This is a genomic window from Pseudomonas sp. USHLN015 (genome assembly GCF_037153275.1).
Lineage (GTDB): Bacteria > Pseudomonadota > Gammaproteobacteria > Pseudomonadales > Pseudomonadaceae > Metapseudomonas > Metapseudomonas tohonis.
On sequence record NZ_JBBCKP010000008.1, the window covers coordinates 288705 to 304703 of the forward strand.

Annotated in this window: 11 protein-coding genes and 2 pseudogenes; 3 read left to right on the plus strand and 10 right to left on the minus strand. The window is 65.8% G+C overall.

What is annotated here, in order from left to right; genetic code table 11:
* Positions 1-9: 9 nt before the first annotated feature.
* Both ssuD and WFQ67_RS18070 read right to left on the minus strand, forming a co-directional pair.
* Positions 10-1140 (minus strand): FMNH2-dependent alkanesulfonate monooxygenase, encoded by a 1131-nt coding sequence (ssuD, locus tag WFQ67_RS18065; RefSeq protein ID WP_337057763.1) that lies wholly within the window; start codon positions 1138-1140, stop codon positions 10-12.
* A gap of 326 nt (positions 1141-1466) precedes the next feature.
* Positions 1467-1943, minus strand: a complete 477-nt coding sequence (locus WFQ67_RS18070) for a hypothetical protein (protein WP_213624737.1) — start codon at positions 1941-1943, stop codon at positions 1467-1469.
* A 255-nt stretch (positions 1944-2198) separates the two neighbouring features.
* Between WFQ67_RS18070 and WFQ67_RS18075 the strand changes: the two are divergent.
* The 3 genes and pseudogenes from WFQ67_RS18075 to WFQ67_RS18085 all read left to right on the plus strand — a co-directional run bounded on the left by WFQ67_RS18075 (position 2199) and on the right by WFQ67_RS18085 (position 5240).
* A pseudogene (locus WFQ67_RS18075) lies at positions 2199-3151 on the plus strand (GNAT family N-acetyltransferase).
* Between the two features lie 178 nt (positions 3152-3329).
* A pseudogene (locus WFQ67_RS18080) lies at positions 3330-4023 on the plus strand (NtaA/DmoA family FMN-dependent monooxygenase); the annotation flags it as partial.
* A gap of 116 nt (positions 4024-4139) precedes the next feature.
* Positions 4140-5240 carry a sigma-54 interaction domain-containing protein gene (locus WFQ67_RS18085; protein WP_213624741.1) on the plus strand — a complete coding sequence of 367 codons (1101 nt, stop codon included), beginning with the start codon at positions 4140-4142 and terminating at the stop codon, positions 5238-5240.
* Positions 5241-5295: 55 nt separating this feature from the next.
* On the opposite strand, the gene WFQ67_RS18090 is transcribed toward WFQ67_RS18085, so the two are convergent.
* The 8 genes from WFQ67_RS18090 to WFQ67_RS18125 form a co-directional block, all read right to left on the minus strand.
* Complete coding sequence (locus WFQ67_RS18090) at positions 5296-6426, minus strand: LLM class flavin-dependent oxidoreductase (protein WP_213624743.1); 1131 nt, start codon at positions 6424-6426, stop codon at positions 5296-5298.
* Positions 6416-7450 (minus strand): LLM class flavin-dependent oxidoreductase, encoded by a 1035-nt coding sequence (locus WFQ67_RS18095; protein ID WP_213624745.1) that lies wholly within the window; start codon positions 7448-7450, stop codon positions 6416-6418. The genes WFQ67_RS18090 and WFQ67_RS18095 overlap by 11 nt, the downstream gene beginning before the upstream one ends.
* Before the next feature lie 32 nt (positions 7451-7482).
* A complete protein-coding gene (locus WFQ67_RS18100) occupies positions 7483-8523 on the minus strand; it encodes an LLM class flavin-dependent oxidoreductase (RefSeq protein WP_337057764.1) in 1041 nt (346 codons plus the stop codon).
* Positions 8524-8562: 39 nt separating this feature from the next.
* Positions 8563-9588, minus strand: a complete 1026-nt coding sequence (locus WFQ67_RS18105) for an LLM class flavin-dependent oxidoreductase (protein WP_337057765.1) — start codon at positions 9586-9588, stop codon at positions 8563-8565.
* The gene (locus tag WFQ67_RS18110) at positions 9585-10526 is read right to left on the minus strand and encodes a 5'/3'-nucleotidase SurE (RefSeq protein WP_337057766.1); all 942 of its coding nucleotides are present in this window, start codon (positions 10524-10526) and stop codon (positions 9585-9587) included. The genes WFQ67_RS18105 and WFQ67_RS18110 overlap by 4 nt, the downstream gene beginning before the upstream one ends.
* The gene (locus WFQ67_RS18115) at positions 10523-11881 is read right to left on the minus strand and encodes an LLM class flavin-dependent oxidoreductase (RefSeq protein WP_213624753.1); all 1359 of its coding nucleotides are present in this window, start codon (positions 11879-11881) and stop codon (positions 10523-10525) included. The genes WFQ67_RS18110 and WFQ67_RS18115 overlap by 4 nt, the downstream gene beginning before the upstream one ends.
* 12 nt (positions 11882-11893) lie before the next feature.
* Positions 11894-14167 (minus strand): TonB-dependent receptor, encoded by a 2274-nt coding sequence (locus WFQ67_RS18120; protein ID WP_337057767.1) that lies wholly within the window; start codon positions 14165-14167, stop codon positions 11894-11896.
* Between the two features lie 230 nt (positions 14168-14397).
* Positions 14398-15975 (minus strand): alkaline phosphatase D family protein, encoded by a 1578-nt coding sequence (locus tag WFQ67_RS18125; RefSeq protein WP_337057768.1) that lies wholly within the window; start codon positions 15973-15975, stop codon positions 14398-14400.
* Positions 15976-15999 lie beyond the last annotated feature (24 nt).

Below are 15999 nucleotides of genomic sequence, written 5' to 3' on the forward strand. Positions count from 1 at the left end.
CGGTCCTTTCTAGGCAGCCCGCTCCTTGCCGGCGCGGATATCGAAGGCGCCGCCGGTGAAGGTGCCCTCGGTGGTGACCTTGCCCTTGCCGGGCAACAGCGGGAACACCAGTTCGGCGAAGCGGTAGGCCTCTTCCAGGTGCGGGTAGCCGGAGAGCACGAAGCTCTCGATGCCCAGGTCGGCGTATTCCTGCAGCCGCGCGGCGACGGTCTGCGGGTCCCCCACCAGGGCGGTGCCCGCGCCGCCACGTACCAGGCCCACGCCGGCCCAGAGGTTGGGCGCCACTTCCAGACGGTCACGCCGCCCCTGGTGCAGGGCGGCCATGCGCCGCTGGCCTTCGGAATCCATGCGCGCGTAGTTGGCCTGGGCGGCGGCGATGGTGGCGTCGTCCAGGTGGCTGATCAGTTCGTCGGCGGCGGCCCAGGCCGCCTCGTTGGTCTCCCGCACGATCACGTGCAGGCGCACGCCGAAGCGCACCGTGCGCCCGTGTTCCGCCGCGCGGGCCCGTACGTCGGCGATCTTCTCGGCCACCGCCGCCGGAGGCTCGCCCCAGCTCAGGTAGGCGTCCACATGCTTGGCGGCGAGCTCGTGGGCCGCCGGTGAAGAGCCGCCGAAGTAGAGCGGCGGGTAGGGCTTCTGCAGTGGCGGGAAGAAGTTCTGTGCGCCCAGGACCTTGTGGTGGTCGCCGTCGAAGTCGACGGTCTCGCCCTGCAGCAGGCGGCGCCAGATGGTGAGGAATTCGTCCGAGGCGGTGTAGCGCGCGTCATGGTCGAGGAACACGCCATCGGCGGCGAGCTCCGTGGCATCGCCGCCCGGCACCACGTTGAGCAGCAGGCGCCCGCCGCTGGCCTCGTCGAGGCTCGCGGCCTGGCGGGCCGTGGCGGTGGGGTTGCCGAGGGTGGTGCGCAGGGCCACCAGCAGCTTGATGCGCTGGGTGACCGGCACCAGGCTGGCGGCGGTCACCCAGGGGTCGAGGCAACTGGCGCCGGTGGGAATCAGCACGCCGTCGTAGCCGAGCTGGTCCACCGCCACGGCGATCTGCCGCATGTAGGCGTTGGTGGCCGGGCGACCACTCTCGGAACGGCCAAGGAAGCGGGTATCACCGGAAGTCGGCAGGAACCAGAAAACGTCGAAGCTCATGGATCAATCCTCGTTGCAGGCCAGCGTCCCGCAGAGGGCAGGGCGCATCGATGGTGTGCAACGCAGGGCAGGAAGGCGCTTGCTCGGGCAAGTCTCTGTAGCGGGCTGGGCCCGGTGGATCGGCATATATCCTAAAAGCTCAAGATGATCTCCGATAAATAATTTCGGGGAATAAGTATGTGCCAAAACACGCGGCGACCGGGGTGGGGCGGGAGGCGGCAGGCCCGCGCTGGGCGGTGCGGGCTACCAGGGCAGGGCAGTGCGACTCTACGGGTGCGATGGAGGGATGCGAGGACGGCCTTGCGACATTGCCTCGCGTGCGGGGCTCACTGCGGATTCATGCAGTTGATCACGCTGGCGTTGGTGATGATGTCCTTGCCGTCCGTGTAGAGCGTGATGCTGCAGAAGTAGTCGAGCACGGTGCGGTTTTCGTAGTAGCCGGTCTCGCGGTACACCGGCTCGCTGCCGACCTGCGCCACGCCGGCGACGCCACCGCCGCCGACGCCCACCCAGGTTTCCTTCTGGCCGACATATTCCTTGCCGGTGCTGACGAATACCTGCTCCGGCGTCACGTGGGTCTGTACGCGGTTCCAGGCATAGAAACCACCGCTGCCGTACGAGGACGGCCCCATGCCCTGGTCGGGCTGGCCGAACAGCTCGAAGGCCTTGCTGGCCGGTTGGCCGATGAGCTTCTGCGCGGCCGCGCGGACGCCGTTGTCATCGGTATGGGTCGGCGTGTGGACTGCGCATGCACCAACGGACAGAGCCGCTAGAGCGATGAGGGCGAGCCTTAGTGAGGACACGGTTTCACTCCTTGTGATGGCAAGAATCCTTCAACGGGCCTGGACTCTATTACCCGCGCCGACCGCGGTCGATTAGGGCGAGTGTGCTAGTGGCGAACGGCTGCGCCTCTGGGGTGATTGGGCGTGAGCCCGCCGATGCCGCGTCCAGGTGTCGGGAAGCGCTTAATCTCGGGGCAATGGCGCACAGGTTGTTCGGCAAGCCACGCGTTATGGCTTAAAGTCGCCGGTCGCCGAAAGAACCGTCATGGCCTAGCCATGAAGGGCTTTCATCCTCTAAGAACGAATGTGGGGTGAAGATGAACAGGCCTTTCATTTCCCTGTGCCCTGAAATTACCCGGGCAGACGCGCTGAAGCTGATGGATTGGTTGGAGGATGAGCGCGTCACCAGCTACCTCAGCGATTCGCGGGACGTCTCCCGTTCCATTGAGCAGGCCATGGAGCGGACCCAGATGCCGATCCTGACCCATCTGTTCAACGGCGACGGGCGATTCTTCATGGCCTATGACCGGCAGGACACCCCGGTGGGCTTCGTCCGTCTCATAAAGAGCGGGTCGTGTTGCGAGATCGTCCTGGCGATCGGGGACAGCGGCAAATGGGGCCGGAACCTGGGCGCCCGCACCATCCGCGAGGGCATGAAGCTGGCCTTCCTCGACATGCGTGCCAAGAAGCTCATCGCCAAGATCCACCCGGACAACACCCGTTCGCTGAAAGCCTTTCTGCGCAGCGGCTTTCAGCGCGAGAGCGAAACACCGACATTGCATTCGTTTTCCATGACAGCGGGGCGCTATCTCCAGCTCCTGCGCGAAGGTGCCGTGAGCGACGCCACCGGTATCTGCATCACCGAGATCGACAAGGCCCGGCTCGAAAGCCTGCTCGTGCTCGAGGAAGGCCCGGCCGTCGTCGAGCTCGAACACGAACTGGAGCGAGCCATGGTCGTCCAGCCGCAACGGGTGGCGCGCAATGTCGTGACGATGAACTCCAGGGCATTGCTGCAACTGGACGACGAGGAGATCGAAGTGGCCCTGGTCTATCCCGAGGACGCGAACAGCCGCGCCGGGAAGCATTCGGTGTGTTCCGACATCGGCGCCGCCATCCTGGGTTATCAGGAGGGGGACGCCATCGACTGGCGGATCGCCGATCGGACGCGAAGGATCGAGATCAGGAAAGTGCTGTACCAGCCGGAGGCAGCGGGCGACTTCCATCTCTAGCGTCGTCGGGCTGACGTGAAGATCCCCTGGGACGGGGCGAGGCGGGCGTGCATCGGCCAGGCTCGCCCGACCCATCCTGTTATGCGTTTTGGTTCGCCTGAGAGACGTTTTGATTTCTTCAAAAAGGCGGATGGCCTTGCAAGACTGGCCATCTCGCCTACTCGCAAGGAACGCCCTCATGCCGTCTCGCCAGCTCAAGCTCGGTGCGTTCATGCGACCCGTGAGTATCCACACGGGGGCCTGGCGTTATCCGGGTGCCTTTCGTGATGCCAATTTCAATTTCCAGCACCTCAAGCGTTTTGCCCAGACCCTGGAGCGGGGGCGTTTCGATGCGTTCTTCATGGCGGACCACCTCGCCTTGTTGAACATGCCGCTGGAGGCGCTGAAGCGAAGCCACACCGCTACCTCGTTCGAGCCGTTCACCCTGCTTTCGGCACTCAGCCAGGCCACCGAGCACATTGGCCTGGTGGCCACGGCATCCACCAGTTTCGAGGAGCCTTTTCATGTAGCCCGCCGCTTTGCCTCGCTGGATCACCTGAAGCAATGGCCGCGCCGGGTGGAACATCGTCACCACGTCCAACCCGGAGGCCGCGCTGAATTTCGGCCTGGAGGAGCATATCGAGCACGACCGTCGCTACCAGCGTGCGCGGGAGTTCCATGACGTGGTCACCGGCCTGTGGGACAGCTGGGCCGACGATGCGTTTATCCGCGATGCCGACAGCGGCGAGTACTTTGACCCGGATCGCCTGCATCGCCTGGACCACAAGGGCGAGTTCTTCAGCGTGCGCGGTCCCCTGCATATCGCCCGTCCCCCCCAGGGGTGGCCGGTGATCGTGCAGGCCGGAGCCTCGGAGGCGGGGCGCCAGCTGGCTACGGCGATAAAGCTCAATTTGGCATTAGGATATAAAAATATATTATTTATTGTTATAAGCGGGCGCCGCCTATCGTGCCTTTCATCCTCCGTGACGACAGCCGATCCGAGCCGTGCATGAACAGTCTTTCTGACAAGGATTCAGCTGTACTGACGCTCCCCGAAGGGGAAAGTCAGCCGCTGTCGATTCGCGCCAAGGCACTGGTGTTCAACGACCCCCGTTCGCGCGAACTGCTCGGGTATCTGGATCGCCTCGCACCCAGCGAAGTGCCGGTGCTGATCAATGGCGAAACCGGTACCGGCAAGGAGCTGGTCGCCCGCTACCTGCATCGCCACAGTGGTCGTACCGGTCGCTTCGTGGCGGTGAACTGTGGTGCGATCAATGAAAGTCTCGCCGAGAGCGAATTGTTCGGACACGAGGCCGGTGCGTTCTCCGGTGCCACTGGCCGGCGTATCGGCTGGTTCGAGGAGGCCGACGGCGGCACCCTGTTTCTCGATGAGATCGGTGACCTGCCGATGCCGCTGCAGGTGAAACTGCTCCGCGCGTTGCAGGAGCAGGAAATCGTGCGCGTGGGCTCACGTAAACCGATCAAAGTGGATATCCGCCTGCTGACCGCGACCAACGTCGACCTCGAGCAAGCGGTGGAGGCGGGCAATTTTCGTCTGGATCTGTTCTACCGAGTCAACGTCGCCCAGGTCAGCGTGCTGCCCTTGCGCAATCGTCCGCTGGACATCCTGCCGCTGGCCGAACACTTCCGCGATCGCTACTGCCAGCGCCTGAAGATCGCCCCGCCGATGTTTTCCGAAGCAGCGGTCAATGCACTGCTCGACTATGCCTGGCCGGGCAATATCCGCGAGCTCGAAAACGTCGTGCACCTGGCACTGCTGGTGGCCACTGGCAAGGTCATCCGCCCGGACGACTTGAAGTTCGCGGGTGGAGGACTGGCAGCCAGCCGTAACGTGGCGGGTGCCGGCAGCGCCGTGCCGCGTCTGCCGCAGGAGGTGATTCGCGAACAGTTCCAGCGCCTGTTCGAAGTGCCCGGCGAGACGCTATTCAAGGACCTGGAAGAACTGCTGGTACGTGAAGCCTATGCCTTTTGCAGCTACAACCAGGTACGCAGCGCGGCGTTGCTCGGAATCACCCGCAACGCCATGCGGACGCTGCTGTCCAACCACGGGCTGCTCAAGGCGCTAGAGCCGAAGGCCAAGGTGCGGTAAACGCGATCTGCTGGCGAGCCCTCCGCCAGGCAGAGGGCTCGGCGAGAGTCGCCTTTCAGGCTCCGCCCAATTGCCTGGATCGCTCCGTTCCCCGCACCCTCGGTAACAACTCCGCCCCCAGGTGTATTGCCTCTTCCAGGTGAGGAAACCCGGAAAGGGTGAAACTGCTCACTCCCAGCTGCCGATACTCTTCCAGTCGTTCAGCCACTTCCTCGTAGCTGCCCACCAAGGCCGTGCCTGCCCCCCCACGAACCAAGCCGACCCCGGCCCAAAGGTTTGGCGAGACCTCCAGCTCCCGGGCCCCTGGCTGTCGCCCGCGGTGCAGCTCGTTCTGTCGTGACTGGCCCACCGACTGGTAGGAATCCAGCTGCTGCTGGGCACGCTCGATGGCGTCCTTGGGAATCTCTTTGACCAGCCGTTCAACCTGCGTCCAGGCCTGTTCGGCACTGGGCGCGGCGAACACGTGCAAGCGCAAGCCGAAGCGCATGCTGCGACCGGCCGCCGATGCCAGCGCGCGCATGGTCTCGACGCGCCCGGCGATCATCGCCGGCGGCTCGCCCCACATCAGGTACACATGCGCCTGAGTGGCAGCCACCTGCTGTGCTGCCGCCGAGGCACCGCCGAAGTACAGGTGCGGCAACGGGCTGCCCGGCGCCTCCTGCAATCCGGCACCGGTGTGGTAATGCCGCCCCTGGTAATGCTGGCCCTCACCGGCCCAGAGCGCCTGGAACAGCTGCAGGAACTCTTCGGTGCGCGCGTAGCGCTCATCGTGTTCGAGAAAGTCGCCCAGCGAGCGCTGTTCGAAGCGGCTGGACCCCGTGACCACATGCAACGCCAGTCGGTTGCCGCAGATGCGCTGCAAGGTCGCGGCCTTGTGAAGGGTGTAGGCGGGTAGCTCTACACCCGGGCGCAGGGTGATCAGGAATTTCAGGCGCTGCACTTCCTGAGCCAGTACGGTGGTGATCAGCCAGGGGTCTTCGAAGCCGGCCGCGGTGGGCACCATGATCGCGTCGAAGCCACTGCGTTCGGCAGCCCGCACGACCTGGCGCAGATAGCCCAGTGTCGGCGCCCGCTCACCCTTGGGGAACAGCCCCGATTTGGGAAGACCACTGCTGGTGAGGTGACGACCATCGCCGTTGGTGGGCAGGAACCAGTTCAGTTCCAGGGGTCGCTCGTCATTGCCCATGGCTGTGCTTCTCCGTGGTCACGCCGCGTGCGCGCAGGCGCGGCAGCAATTCTTCTCCGACACGGAGGATCTCCTGCACGGCCGGCGCCCCTTGCAGGATCACGTGGTCGATACCCAAGTCCTGCAACGCCACCAGGCGACTGGTCACCTGGTCGAGGCTGCCCACCAGAAACACCGGCAGCAGGGCGGAAGGACGCCACAGATTGGGGTAGATCTCGAAGCGTCGAACCGTTGCCGTGGCGAGCTGGACCACCGAGCTGTCGGCAAAGCCACTGGGTGGCGCGACAAAGTGGCGGTGTTCGCTCAGCCAGGTGTCGGCTGCGGCCCAGGCCTGGGTCTCGTCGTCCGCCATGATCAGGCCCAAGGTGGTAGCGAAGCCCAATCGCCGTTGATGGCGATCGGCAGCCTCGTGCAGGCGCCCGATGGTAGCGGCCAGGCGTTGCGGTGCCTGGGCATCGAGCAGGCAGGTATCGGCATGGGCGGCGATCAGCTCGGTGCTCTGGGATTCGTCCAACAGCAGCGGCACTGTCTGGCGGCTGTGGCAGTCGGCATACCCGGCATTTTCCAGATGGAAGTACTGGCCGAAGAAGTCCAGCGATCCGTTGGCCGGACCGAGTAGATGCCCAAGGATATTCAGGTATTCACCAATCCGCTCGCTGCGCTGGTCGCGGTTGAGCAGGTCACCGAAGGTGCGACGCACGCTGCTGTGCTCGCTATCTGGCAAATGCAGGTGCAGGCGGTTGTGACTGATCGACTGCAAGCTCTGCGCAGCGGCTGCCAGTGCGGCGGGCAGCATGACATCGCTTGGGAAACTGGTGGTCAGGCGCAGGTCGCGCGTGTGGGCACAGAGCGCCGCCGCCACGGTAAAACTCTCCGGCAGGCCCGCTCCGCTAGGGATGAACAGGCCATCGAGGCCGGCATATTCCGCTGCCTGAGCCACCTGCACCCAGTCGGCGAAATCCGTTGCTCCGCTCGCCAAGGGGCCGGTGGCAGGGGATAGGCGCCAACTGATGGAGAGGCTCATGGCTCGGAGGGACTCGTGGCGGGCGTGCCGCATCATCCCACCGCGACACCTGGCTGTGTAGTGCCAACGGGCGTATCAGCGCCACGCTGGCGCGGCTGCCAGCCGAGGGCCGGGGCGATCTCCCTGGCGATGGTTTCCAGGCGGCGGAGAATCTGTTCCTGCGTCGAGCTTTCCGATTGCACCAGGGGGATGAAGTAGTCGGCGTAGGGCAGCAGCGACGGATCGGAGCGCAGGCTGGCGATCACCTCGTCGGGATGGCCGTGGTGCACGTTGAGCAAGCGCAGGTGCTGCTCCAGGGTGGTGGCCTCGTCGATGATCCCTTCGCGGATCAGGCGCGGCACGTGCAGCTCGATGTCCGGCGCCAGCTCGGCCTGGGCGGTGGCGCGGTCCCTGGCGGGGAATACCGCGCGGACCACGCCGATGCGTGGCCTGGCATCGCTGTGGTTCCAGGCCGCGAGGTAGGCGTCGGCCAAAGGTTTCTGCACGGTCAGCGGGTCGTGGGTGGCGGTGCCCAGCAGCAGGCCATTGCCCTGCCGTGCAGCGTCCACCGCGCCCTCCGGCGTGCCATGGGAATGCCACAGGCGACGGTCCAGCTCCGCTGCCGGCGGTTGCAGGCTGGCGGCATTGGCCAGCGGGGCGCCGGACAGGGCCTGTCGCAGCCTGTTCAGGCCGTCCCGGAACAGCGCGTTGCGTTGCTCGGGGTCCTGGCCGAAGGCGTCGAACACCGCCAGGTTGGCGCCACCGCTGCCCAGGCCCAGTTGCACCCGGCCACCGCTGATTTCGTCCAGCACGGCGGCGTCTTCGGCCAGGCGCAGGCTGTCTTCCAGGGGCAGCACGATGACCCCGGTGCCCAGTTCGATGCGCTGCGTGCGGGCCGCCACGGCAGCCAGCAGCACCAGGGGTGACGAGGCCTGGCCGAAACCGCCGCTCAGGTGGTGCTGGGCGATCCAGCCGCCGTCGAAGCCGAGTGCTTCGGCCACTTCGAACTGCTCGATGAGGTCGCGATAGGTCTGCTTGGGGTCACGGCCAAAGGCGTGGGTGAGGAAGCCGAGTTTGAAGCGGCGTTGGCTCATGGAAGGTACTCCGGTATCGGTGACCGTTCGTGGTCCGGCCTAGGCGGTGGCGGTGGTGGGTTGGGGGGCGCTTGCGGTGCCATGTGGCTGCCAGCCCAATGCCGGCGCAATCTCGCTGGCAATGCGCTCGAGGTGGTGGATGGCTTCGTCCAGGCCGGTGGAGCTGGTCTGTACCTGCACCACCAGGTGATCGTCGGGCTGCAACCGGGCGCCCTGGGCCAGGCGGCGGACGATGCCCTCGCTGTCGCCGTAGAGCACGCCGAGGCGATTGAGTTCTTCGGCAAAGCTCAGGCCGTCATCGCCGGGATAGACGCCGATGCTGCGTTGGCGCTGGAGGTAGCGGCTGATGTCCTGGCGCAGGCTGGAGTCCGGATCACTGGCATCGACGCCGGGAAAGATCGCACGCACCAGGGCCACCCGCGGCCGCGTGCCATGGCCCAGTAGCCAGGCGTCGCGGTAGCGATGGATCAACTCGACACTGCCGGAGGAGGGCTGGTGCGGGTTGGGGGCGACGATCAGGCCGTTGCCGCGCTCGGCCACCTGTTCCACCCGCGAAGTGGCTTCCCAGAGCCGTGCGCCGAGGCCCGCTGCCGGTGGATTGAGCGCCTGCCCCTGGTCGTTGAGAACGGCGCCGGCCAGGTAGTTCTGCAACTGCTGCAGACGGTCGTCGTACAGTTCATGGCGCTCGCTGATGGGCTGGCCGAAGGCATTGAAGCTGTCCGGGTCGAACCCTGCCCCCAGCCCCAGTTGCAGGCGCCCATCGGCGAGCAGGTCCAGGGTGGCGGCATCCTCGGCCAGGCGCAGGGCCGGCTCATGGGGCAGTACCACGATGCCGGTGCCAAGCCTGATCCGCGATGTGCGTTGTGCGGCCGCTGCCAGCAGGGGCAGCGGTGAGGGCAGGCGGCCTGTTTCGCAGCCCAGGTGGTGCTGGGCCACCCAGCCGCTGTCGAACCCCAGCGCCTCGGCGACGCGGAACAGCTCCAGGGCGTTCTGGTACACCTGGCGGTCGTAGAGCGGGCTGTAGACCCGATTGAGAAAACCTAAGGAAAAACTGCGCCGGCTCATGGCTGCGTCCCCTTGCTGTCGTGGGTCAAATGAAGGGCCGTCAGTGCTTTCAGGCTGGCCGGTGTCGGCGCTTCGCCGGGCAGGCCATTGAATGGACTGATGGTGAGGAATCCCTTGGCCAGCCACACCGCTTCGTCCTCTTGCTGCCCGGGGCCGGCAGCCGGAACGGCGGCGAAACTGATGCCAGGCTTGCCAGCCTGGGCCTTGAACAGCGGTCCGAGGTCGTCGGTGTACGCCACCTGGAAGGGCACCTGGCTGCCGATGCGGGTAAGGCGGATGCCCTGGATCGCCCCGGTTGGCGGCAGGTTGACGTTCAGCCCCACCCCTTTGGGCAACAGCGCGCCATCGGGCTGCCGATGACGCTCGAGCGTGCTCACCAACCGCCCCACAATCGCCGCCACGCGGCCACTGTCGGCCTCTTTCAGGTCCGTGCTGACGGCAATGCTCGGCACGCCGCGCTGCAAGGCGATGGCAGCGGCATTGAAGGTGCCGGAGATGTTGTTCAGGGCGCCGAGGTTGTTGCCAGGGTTGGGCCCGACGATGACCAGGTCGGGACCCGGCAGCACCTTTTCCAGGCCCAGCAGCACGGCCATCACCGGCGTGCCGCTGATCTCGATGGTCACGTCCTGCCCGGCACAGGCCTGGCTCTCACAGCGGCCCTGTTCAGTGGTGGTCAGGTAGTAGCTGTCGGGGTAGGCCGGGTCCCTGTCCTGGCCGATCTTTACCTCGCGGCCATAGAAGAACGCACCGCCGCGGGCGCTCTGCTCACTGTAGGGCGCGGCAATCTTCACACGGTGCCCCTGGTCCTTGAGGGTCTGGTAGAGGGCGCGGATGTTCGGGTGGTCGTAGCCATCGTCATTGCTCAACAGGATGTCCAGGGCGCTGGCCGGGGCGGCGGCCAGGGCGAGCGACAACGACACCCAGGTCCAGGGCTTCATGCGCTGACCCCCTGCGTACTCAGCCGGTTGACCGGTCGTTTCAGGCCCAGGTGCTCACGCAACGTGCGGCCCTGGTACTCGGTGCGGAACAGGCCACGGCGCTGCAGCTCGGGAATCACCTGCTCGACGAAGACTTCCAGCCCCGTGGGGAACACCGGGAAAAATACGTTGAAGCCATCGCAGGCGCGGGCCTGGAGCCAGCGCTCGAAGATGTCGGCGATGTCGCTGGCGGTGCCGATGGCAGGATTGCCGCCGGCCAGGCGCAGGTAGAGCTGGCGGATGCTCAGATTCTCGCGGCGGGCGAGGGCGATCACCTGGTCGCGACGGCTACCGCGCTGGCCCACCGGGGTGTCCGGCAGCGGGCCGTCGATGTCGTGGTCCGACAGGTCGATCTCGTCCCCCAGGGTGTCGGCCAGCAGACGCAGGCCCACCACCGGGTCGATCAGCGCCTGCAGCTCGTCGAACTGTGCCTGCGCCTCCTCGCGGGTGTTGCCCACGAACGGGGTGATGCCCGGGAGGATCTTGATCTCATCCGGACCACGGCCGAAGGTGGCCGCCAGTTCCTTGATTTCGCGGTAGAAGGCTTGCCCGGCCTCGATGTCATGCGGGGCGACGAAAATCGCCTCCGCCACCCGCGCTGCCAGGGCCCTTCCGGCAGCCGAAGCACCGGCCTGGACCAGTACCGGGTGCCCCTGCGGCGGGCGGGCCACGTTCAACGGCCCGCGCACGGAGAAGTGCGCGCCCTTGTGGTTCAGCACGTGCAGCTTGGCCGGGTCGAAATACAGGCCGCTGTCCTTGTCACGCACGAAGGCATCGTCGTCCCAGCTGTCCCACAGACCCTTGACCACGTCGTGGAACTCTTCCGCACGCTGGTAGCGGTCGGCGTGGTCCACATGGCTTTCGCGACCGAAGTTCCAGGCTTCGTCGGATACCACCGAGGTCACCAGATTCCACGCGGCCCGGCCCTTGGATATGTGGTCCAGCGAGGCGAACTTGCGGGCGATGTGGTACGGCTCGTTGTAGGTGGTGGTGGCGGTGGCGATCAGGCCGATGCGCTCGGTGACTGCCGCCAGTGCCGAGAGCAGGGTCAGTGGCTCGAAGTGTTCCGCACGGGCGGTACGGCTCAGGGCGTCGAGATGATGCCCCCAGAGCGCCACCACATCGGCGATGAACAGGGCATCGAACCTGCCCCGTTCGGCCAGTTGGGCGATGCGCTTGAAGTGCTCGAAATCCTGGCTGGCATCGGCCTGGGCCAGGGGGTGGCGCCAGGCAGCCACGTGGTGGCCGCTGTTGGCGAGAAAGACGTTCAGGTGCAGCTGGTCGGTGCGTGGTAGCCGTGCGTTCGGGTCGCTCATCGGACTGTCCCCTCAGTAGCTGTACGAAGCGCGCACGCCGACGCTGCGCGGGTCGCCGGCCTGGGCCACGCTGGTGCCCGGCAGGAAGAAGTTGCGGGTCACGTCGTACTCTTCGTCCAGCAGGTTGCGCGCCCACACTCCGGCGCTCCATTTGCCGTTGCGCGGCGACAGGGTGACGCTGGCGTTGACCAGCCAGTAGGGGTCGACGGTGTAGTCCTTGCCGAGAAGGATTTCCTGCTTGTATTCGTCGCGGTAGCTGTAGTTGGTTTCCGCGCGGATCTCGAACTGGTCCACCGGCCAGGTGTAGGCGAACGAGCCGCCGTAGCTGAGTTTGGGGAAGCTCAGCGCTTCACCCTTGTAGTTGGTGTAGCGTTCACCGCCGGCGGCGAGGGTGGCGGCGCCGTTCACGGCGTTGAAGTCGTCGGTGTATTTGCCTTCCTTGTAGCCCAGGTATTGCTGGACTTCGAAGCCTTGCAGCGGATGCCACAGCAGCTCCAGTTCGCCACCGGTGATGCGTGAACGCGGTGCGTTGACGAAGGCGCCCACCAGCGAGTTGCTCTGCTGGCTGTAGCTCAGGCCCAGCACCTGCTGGTCGTGGTAGCCGTAGTAGAACAGCGCACCGTTCAGACGCAGCCGGTCGGTGATATCGCTCTTGAAGCCCACCTCGAAGGCGTTGACCGACTCCGGATCGAACGGTGCGATCGCCAGTTGGTTGCCGCTGTTGTGTGCGGTGTAGCCGCCGGACTTGTAGCCACGGCTGTAGCTCGCATAGAGCAGGTGGCTGGGGGTGAGCTGGTACTCCAGGCCGACCTTGCCCGAGGTGCCGGTGTTGGAGAACGAGGTGTGGTCCGGGAAGGCGGTGGTGCCGGGGAACAGGGTGCCGTTGAGGAAGCCCGAGTAGTAGTCCTCCAGGTCGCGTTTCTCATGCTCCTGGCGCAGGCCGATGATGCCCTTGAGCTGATCGGTGAAGGCGTAGTCGACCTGGCCGAACAGGCCCTGGGTCTGCACTTTCTGCACGTAGCTCGTCAGGGTTGAAAAGCCCAGGCGGTCGGTGAAGTCGGAGTTGAATTTTTCGTTCAGGCGGTCCTGGGAAAGGAACACCCCGGTCACCCAGTTCAACTGCTGCTTGCCATCCGAACCCAGGCGCAGTTCCTGGGTGACGCTGTTGACGCGGTCATCGAAGTACTCGTCCGAGTCGGCATTGACCGTGGCATCCCAGTCCCCCAGCTCACGGCGGCGCAGTTCGTTGTAGCCGGTGACGCTGGTCAGCAGCAGGCCGCCGACGTGCCAGTTGGCGGTCAGGTTGATGTTGTCGTTGGTGTTGTCGACATGGGGCTTGCTGCCACCGGAAATATCGGCCGCTTCGGCGAATTCCGGGCGCAGGCTCCAGCCGGTGTGATGGGTGTTGCGGTCGCGAATGGTGCCGGTCCTGGCCGAGGTGTAGTCCTGGAACAGGTACAGGCCACGGCTCTCGGACTTGTCGTAGGCGTGCTGCAGGCTCAGGCGGAAGTCCAGGTCGTCGGTGGCATCCCAGGCCAGTTGGCCGCGCACCGCGAGTTTGTCGCGATCGCCCAGCGACTCGCCGGTATCACGGTTGGTCTGCCAGGCCCCGCCCTGGTCGGTGATGAACGACAGGCGCCCGCGCAAGGTGTCGGTCAGCGGCCCAGAGACATAGCCCTCGGTGGTCCAGGCATCGTAGGAGCCGTAGTCGGCGGTGATGCCGGCCTCGAACGAGCGGGTCGGGCGGCGGGTGATGAAGTTCACCGTACCGCCGGTGGTGTTGCGCCCGTACAGGGTGCCCTGGGGGCCGCGCAGGACCTCCACGCGGTCGATGTCGAAGAGTACGCCCTGGGTCTGGACCGGCAGGGAGAAGGCCACGTCATCGACGTTCACGCCGACGCTGGAGGAGTTGTTCGAGGTGTAGTCGATGAAACCGATGCCACGCAGGCGGAACTGCGGCTGGCCGCTACCGAAGGCCGGCTCCACTTCGAGGCTGGGGGTGACGCGCTGCAGGTCATTGACCGTGGAGACGCCTTTCTCCTTGAGGCTGTCGCCCTCGATCACCGAGATGGCGGCACCGATATCCTGTACCGCCTCCTGGCGACGCTGGGCGGTGACCACCACCTTGGGCAGGGCGGTGCCGTCGGCCTGGACCTGGGTTTCTTCGCTGTTGCTGCCTGCTGTGGGCTCGGCCGCCTGTACCGGCGTTACGAGCAACCCGGCGCTGGCCAGCACGATGGCCAATGCCAACGGGCTGAGCGGGGTAGGTTGGGTGTTGGATGACATGAATGGCTCCTGTGGGGTGAACTGTGTCGTCAGCTCCCCGGCGCGTCCTCGTGTGGCGTAGCTGGGTTCTGAGGCTGCATCAGCAAGGGCTGTGCCATTCATTCAACTCTTTGTTTTAAAAGGATATTTAGTGATCACTGGGCGTTGGCTGCTGATTTTCGTACAGCGTGCCGGACAGAGTGCTGGGAAGCGCGCAGGGCCGCCGCTCCCGGCGGGCGCCCAGCTCGTGGCTAGGTCTCGTGCAGCGTGGCGCTGCCGTTTTCCAGGGTGAAGCGCTTGAGCGTGCTGAGGCGGGCATTCGGGTCGGCACGGTCGGAGATGGCCTGCATGCGCACCTGCAACTCCCCCGGTTGCAGGTGCAGGGACAGGTAGCCGCGTGAGCGGCTGTCGTAGAAGCGGATCTGCGGGTTGTCCGGCAATACGGCTTGTACGGCCTGGTAACTGGGCCCGTTGGAGGTGATGGAGGTTCCGACGAACTCGGTGGCCACCAGGGGCGAATCGGGGTTTTCCGGCTCCAGGTGCAGATGGTTGGCCCAGAACGAGTGGTAGTCGCCGCTGAGAATCACCGGATTGGCAGCACGGCTCTCATGCAGGGTTTTCAGCAGGCGCGAACGGCCTGCCTGAAAGCCATCCCAGTTGTCGGTCCAGTAGCGATCCTCGGCATGGCCGGGCCCGGGAATGCGCAACGGCGCCACCAGCAGGTCCTGGGCCAGCAGGTTCCAGCGGGCCGTACTCTGGCGCAGTTGCCGGTCCAGCCACTGTTCCTGTTGAAAACCCAGCAAGGTGCGCTGCGGGTCGGCCAGGTCCGGGCAGCTGGCCTTTGCCAGGTGCCCCTTGCCGTAGTCGGGGGCGGCGTAGCAAGGCTGCCGTGAGCGGTATTGACGACCATCCAGCAGCGGCAGGCTGGCCAGGTCGCCGTAGCGGAACTGGCGATAGATTTGCGGCAGGCCATTGGTTCCAATGGGTAAGCGGCGCACCGGGAGGTTTTCCAGAAACGCCTGGTAGGCGGCCGCGCGCCGGCGGTGGAAGGCGGCGGGATCGACACCGGGCAGCTTGGATGTCGCGCCGGAGTAGTCGTCCTGCACCTCATGGTCATCCCAGGTCGCCAGGCAGGGCGCAGCGGCGTGCAGCGCCTGCAGGTCGGCGTCGCTGTGGTGCAGGGCGTAACGGTAGCGATAGCCGGCCAGGTCAGTGGCCTCCGGCGCGCCGTAGGGGCGCACCAGGTCCGGTGTGCCGGCAGGCAGGCTGTACTCGTAGATGTAATCGCCGAGAAACAGCGTCAGGTCCGGCCGCTCCTCGGCCATGTGCCGGTAGGCACTGAAATAGCCACGCTCCCAGTGCGCGCAAGAGGCCACGGCCAGGTGCAGGCTCTTGGGGGCGGTACCGGGGGCGGGCAGGGTCAACCCCCGTCCCGTCTGGCTGATTTCGCCCAGGCCAATGAAGCGGTACCAGTATTCACGCCCGGGTTGCAGCCCGTGCAGTTCCACATGCACGGCATGCCCACGCAGGCGCAGGGCCGTGGTCTGGCCCCGTTGCACCACGCGACGGAAGGCCTGGTCCGTGGCCACTTCCCAACTCAGCGGGATGCGTTCGGGCAGGCTCAGCTCATTGCCGGGGTAGAGGGGCAGTCGGGCCAGACGGGTCCAGATCACGAAGCCGTCGGGTGCCGGGTCGCCGCTGGCGACGCCGAGAGTGAAGGGGGTGTCGAGCCCTGCCAGGGCGCGACCGTGGCGCAGCAGCCAGGGTGCGGCCGCCACACCGGCCAACAGGCGCAAGGCCTGGCGGCGACCAATGGAAGAGGCATTCATCGCGGATATCCGTTGAACGCCGCA

Excerpts from the sequence above, each read along its gene's own strand:
- WFQ67_RS18095 (WP_213624745.1), bottom strand. The coding sequence starts at position 7,450 with ATGAGCCTCTCCATCAGTTGGCGCCTATCCCCTGCCACCGGCCCCTTG.
- WFQ67_RS18100 (WP_337057764.1), bottom strand. The coding sequence starts at position 8,523 with ATGAGCCAACGCCGCTTCAAACTCGGCTTCCTCACCCACGCCTTTGGC.
- WFQ67_RS18115 (WP_213624753.1), bottom strand. The coding sequence starts at position 11,881 with ATGAGCGACCCGAACGCACGGCTACCACGCACCGACCAGCTGCACCTG.
- ssuD (WP_337057763.1), bottom strand. The coding sequence starts at position 1,140 with ATGAGCTTCGACGTTTTCTGGTTCCTGCCGACTTCCGGTGATACCCGC.
- WFQ67_RS18110 (WP_337057766.1), bottom strand. The coding sequence starts at position 10,526 with ATGAAGCCCTGGACCTGGGTGTCGTTGTCGCTCGCCCTGGCCGCCGCC.
- WFQ67_RS18125 (WP_337057768.1), bottom strand. The coding sequence starts at position 15,975 with ATGAATGCCTCTTCCATTGGTCGCCGCCAGGCCTTGCGCCTGTTGGCC.
- WFQ67_RS18090 (WP_213624743.1), bottom strand. The coding sequence starts at position 6,426 with ATGGGCAATGACGAGCGACCCCTGGAACTGAACTGGTTCCTGCCCACC.
- WFQ67_RS18105 (WP_337057765.1), bottom strand. The coding sequence starts at position 9,588 with ATGAGCCGGCGCAGTTTTTCCTTAGGTTTTCTCAATCGGGTCTACAGC.
- WFQ67_RS18085 (WP_213624741.1), top strand. The coding sequence starts at position 4,140 with ATGAACAGTCTTTCTGACAAGGATTCAGCTGTACTGACGCTCCCCGAA.
- WFQ67_RS18120 (WP_337057767.1), bottom strand. The coding sequence starts at position 14,167 with ATGTCATCCAACACCCAACCTACCCCGCTCAGCCCGTTGGCATTGGCC.